Genomic DNA, 3,514 nt, shown 5'->3' with positions numbered 1-3,514 from the left:
TGCTCATGATTATATCTGGACACCTTCTTGTGATTTACAGATCAATGAGATACGAATTCAGAGAAGATGGATTACACCTTATATGCGGAGGATACCATGATGTGATTAAGTATGAGGATATAGAGGGTTGGGAGAAGAAAAATCTTGTTTTTAATCCCTTGGCAAGCAAGAGATTTCCCGGTTTTTCTTTGGGAAATGTTTACTACTCAGATGAAGGTATGGTTAGAATGTATGCAACGAGTGCTGGGAGTAATGTTTTGCTTATAAGAACAAAAAAAGGAAAGTATGGGATAACTCCATCTCCTGAGGATGAGGAAATCTTTATAAGGGAACTTGAAAGAAAAGTAAAAGAGTAGTTTGACCTTGGATTTTAAATAAAGTAAAATAGAAAATGTGGGGTGTAGCCAAGAGGTAAGGCAGCGGACTTTGGATCCGCGACCGGAGGTTCGAATCCTCCCACCCCAGCCAAGGGAGAGATGTTTAAGGGAGTAATTCTTGCAGCAGGAATAGGGAAGAGGATGAAATCAAGCACACCAAAAGTGCTTCATAAGATTTTTGGTTATCCAATTCTCTATTACCCCATAAAAACACTTCTTAATGCAGGACTGAAACCATCAAATTTATTTATTGTGGTGGGAAGAAACAGGGAAATTTATGAAAAAAGCGTTAAAATTTCTGATGTAAACTTTGTTATACAGGATGAGCCTTTAGGAACTGGAGATGCCACAAAAAGAATTCTTCCTTATATAGAGGATAGTGATGATGTTCTTGTTATGCCTTCAGATGTTCCTTTAATAGAGAAAGATACAATTATTAAGGCAAAAGAATTTTTTAAAGAAAAGAGGGCTCACATACTTATATTAACATCAATTCTTGAGAATCCATCACCATACGGAAGAGTGGTTAGGGAGGGAGAAAAGATAGTTGGTATAAAGGAGGATAGGGATCTTAAAGATGATGAGAGGGAGATAAAGGAGATAAATAGTGGAATCTACATCTTTAAAGGGGAGATTCTTAAAAAGTATCTTCCTCTTATAAAGAATGAGAATGCTCAGAGGGAGTATTATCTTACAGATGTTGTTGGGCTTGCTGCAAATGATGGTAATAGGATAATTTCAATGCCAGTCCCTTTTGAAGAGATAATAGGAATCAACACGAGAAGGGATTTAAGAGAAGTTTTTAAGATTATGAAAGAGAGGAAGATCAATGAATTGGAAGAGGATGGAGTAACAATATTTGATCCATCTACAACATTTATTTCTCCCTTTGTTAAAGCTGGAAGAGATACTATCTTTTATCCTGGAGTTTATATTGAAGGAGAGGTTGAGTTTGGAGAGGGTTGTGTAATAGGTCCCTTTGTAAGGATTGATGCTGTAAAGGAGAAAGTTATTGTTAAAGATAGCGTTATTATTGGGCCATTTGCCTCTATAAGAGAGGGAACGAAGCTCATGAAAAAATCTAAGGCAAAAACATTTGTTGAGATTAAAAAATCAACAGTTGGTGAAGAAAGCGCTGTCCCACATCTATCATACATAGGTGATGCAACCATAGGGAAAAATGTTAATATTGGTGCAGGGACGATAACCTGTAACTACGATGGAAAAAAGAAACATCCAACTATTATAGAGGATGATGTTTTTATTGGTTCTGATTCAATACTTGTTGCAAAGGAGGGTGGTTTGTTTATAAGAAAAGGTGCTTACACTGGGGCTGGCTCTGTTATTACAGAGGATGTGCCTCCTTACTCTCTTGCCCTTGGAAGGGCAAGACAAATTAATAAAGAAGGATGGGTGAAGAAAGATGAATGATGATTTTAAAGTCTTTACTGGAAATGCCAATCCTGAACTTGCGAGAAAGGTTTGTGAATATTTAGGTATCTCCTTGGGAGATATAGAGGTAGGTAGGTTTGCTGATGGGGAAATAAAGGTCATTATCAATGAGAATGTTAGAGGAAAGAATGTCTATTTAATCCAATCTACACCTCCTCCATCAGATAACTACATGGAGTTATTCATTGTTCTTGATGCCTTAAAAAGGGCTTCTGCTGAAAATATATGCGCCATAACTCCCTACTATGGCTATGCAAGACAGGATAGGAAGACAAGAGGTAGAGAACCCATAAGTGCAAAACTTATGGCAAATCTGATTGTTGCCTCAGGCGCCACAAGATTTGTAGCAATAGATCTTCATGCAGGACAAATACAGGGATTTTTTGATATTCCTTCTGACAATCTCACAGCTCTTCCAATCTTTGTTGACTACTTTAAGGGTAAAAATCTAAGTGATGTGGTTGTTGTTTCTCCAGATGTTGGTGGTGTTGCGAGGGCAAGGTATCTTGCAGAGAGATTAAATGCTCCCATTGCAATTTTTGCAAAGAGGAGGATAAAACCTGATGAGGTGGCAAGGATGGATCTAATTGGGGATGTAAAGGGTAAGAATGCGATAATTATTGATGATGGGATATATACAGGTGGAACTCTCCTAAATGCAACAGAGATTCTTATAGAAAGGGGAGTAAAAAGAGTATTTGCAGCAGCAACGCACGGAATTTTCTGTAAGGAATCCCTTCCAAGGGTATGTGATTCTCCAATAGAGGAGATAGTTGTTACAGATACAGTTAAAGTTCCAAATGGTAATGTGTGTGGGAAATTAAAGATTCTCTCAGTTGCTCCCCTAATAGGAGAGGCAATAAAGAGAATTCAAACACATTCCTCTATAAGTGAGTTGTTCAAATGAGTGCGTGGGTTTATGTAGTTTTGACATTATCAATTATTAATTCAATACTCATAATACTGATCCTTGTTTTTCTCGGCGTATATCTTAAGGAGATAACAAGGAAGGTTTCTGAGTTAACTGATGAGGTGTCAAAACTTGTAAAGGAGATGAAGCCAGGACTTAATAAAACAATAAAGGAGGCAGAATCTACCCTTAGAAATATAAAAAATATATCAAATATTGTATCTCAAATAACACCCTTCCTTCTCTATTCTCAGGGAGGAAAAACCCTTTCAACCATAGGGAAGTATCTTCCCCTGATTTTGGGAATTAAAAAGGGAATTGAGATATATCAATCTTTTGCAAAGAAAGGAGGTAAGAAGAAATGAGTGAAAGAAACGATGGAAACTTTGTTGGAGGCTTAATTACTGGTGCTATAATAGGCTTTGTTCTCGGAATACTCTTTGCACCTGCATCGGGAGCTGAAACAAGGAAGATACTTGGAGAGAAAGGCAAAGAACTCTTACAGAAGGGAAAGGAGTTGCTTCAGGGAGAAGCAGTTGAAATAGAGGAAGAGTGACGCAAAGTAGTATTTCAATCTTTAAAAAGAGCTTTATAGTTCTCTCTGCTGTACTTATTTTTTTTCTACTTCTCTATGTTATATACAGGCTAAAGTCTTTAATACCAGTCTTTCTTTTTACTTTAATTCTTTCCTATGTAATTTCTATAATTGCTACCTATTTTGAGAAGAGAAGAATTAAGAAAAATTTATCAAAGATAGTATCAGTTGTTATAGTGA

6 protein-coding genes and 1 tRNA gene are annotated in these 3,514 nt (G+C 36.8%); all 7 read left to right on the top strand.

From position 1 onward, the window contains the following. The coding region (locus J7J33_05955) for a PH domain-containing protein (GenBank protein MCD6168823.1) at positions 1 to 356 on the top strand (356 nt) is incomplete at its 5' end. A 38-nt stretch (positions 357 to 394) separates the two neighbouring features. Then, positions 395 to 468: transfer RNA gene (locus tag J7J33_05950), tRNA-Gln, on the top strand. Positions 469 to 476: 8 nt separating this feature from the next. Further along, on the top strand, positions 477 to 1,808 hold the full coding sequence (glmU, locus tag J7J33_05945) for a bifunctional UDP-N-acetylglucosamine diphosphorylase/glucosamine-1-phosphate N-acetyltransferase GlmU (GenBank protein ID MCD6168822.1): 1,332 nt from the start codon (positions 477 to 479) through the stop codon (positions 1,806 to 1,808). Next, complete coding sequence (locus J7J33_05940; protein MCD6168821.1) at positions 1,801 to 2,736, top strand: ribose-phosphate pyrophosphokinase; 936 nt, start codon at positions 1,801 to 1,803, stop codon at positions 2,734 to 2,736. The genes glmU and J7J33_05940 overlap by 8 nt, the downstream gene beginning before the upstream one ends. Then, positions 2,733 to 3,104, top strand: coding sequence for a hypothetical protein (locus tag J7J33_05935; GenBank protein ID MCD6168820.1), 372 nt, complete (start codon positions 2,733 to 2,735; stop codon positions 3,102 to 3,104). The genes J7J33_05940 and J7J33_05935 overlap by 4 nt, the downstream gene beginning before the upstream one ends. Next, complete coding sequence (locus tag J7J33_05930; protein MCD6168819.1) at positions 3,101 to 3,295, top strand: YtxH domain-containing protein; 195 nt, start codon at positions 3,101 to 3,103, stop codon at positions 3,293 to 3,295. Before J7J33_05935 ends, J7J33_05930 begins: the two co-directional genes overlap by 4 nt. Then, on the top strand, positions 3,292 to 3,514 hold a 223-nt coding region (locus J7J33_05925), incomplete at its 3' end, for a hypothetical protein (GenBank protein ID MCD6168818.1). The genes J7J33_05930 and J7J33_05925, both read left to right, overlap by 4 nt.

This window comes from Caldisericia bacterium (assembly GCA_021158845.1).
In the GTDB taxonomy this organism is placed as follows: domain Bacteria; phylum Caldisericota; class Caldisericia; order B22-G15; family B22-G15; genus B22-G15.
The sequence above is the reverse complement of the archived record's forward strand: the minus strand, read 5'-3'. Positions and strand labels throughout refer to the sequence as shown.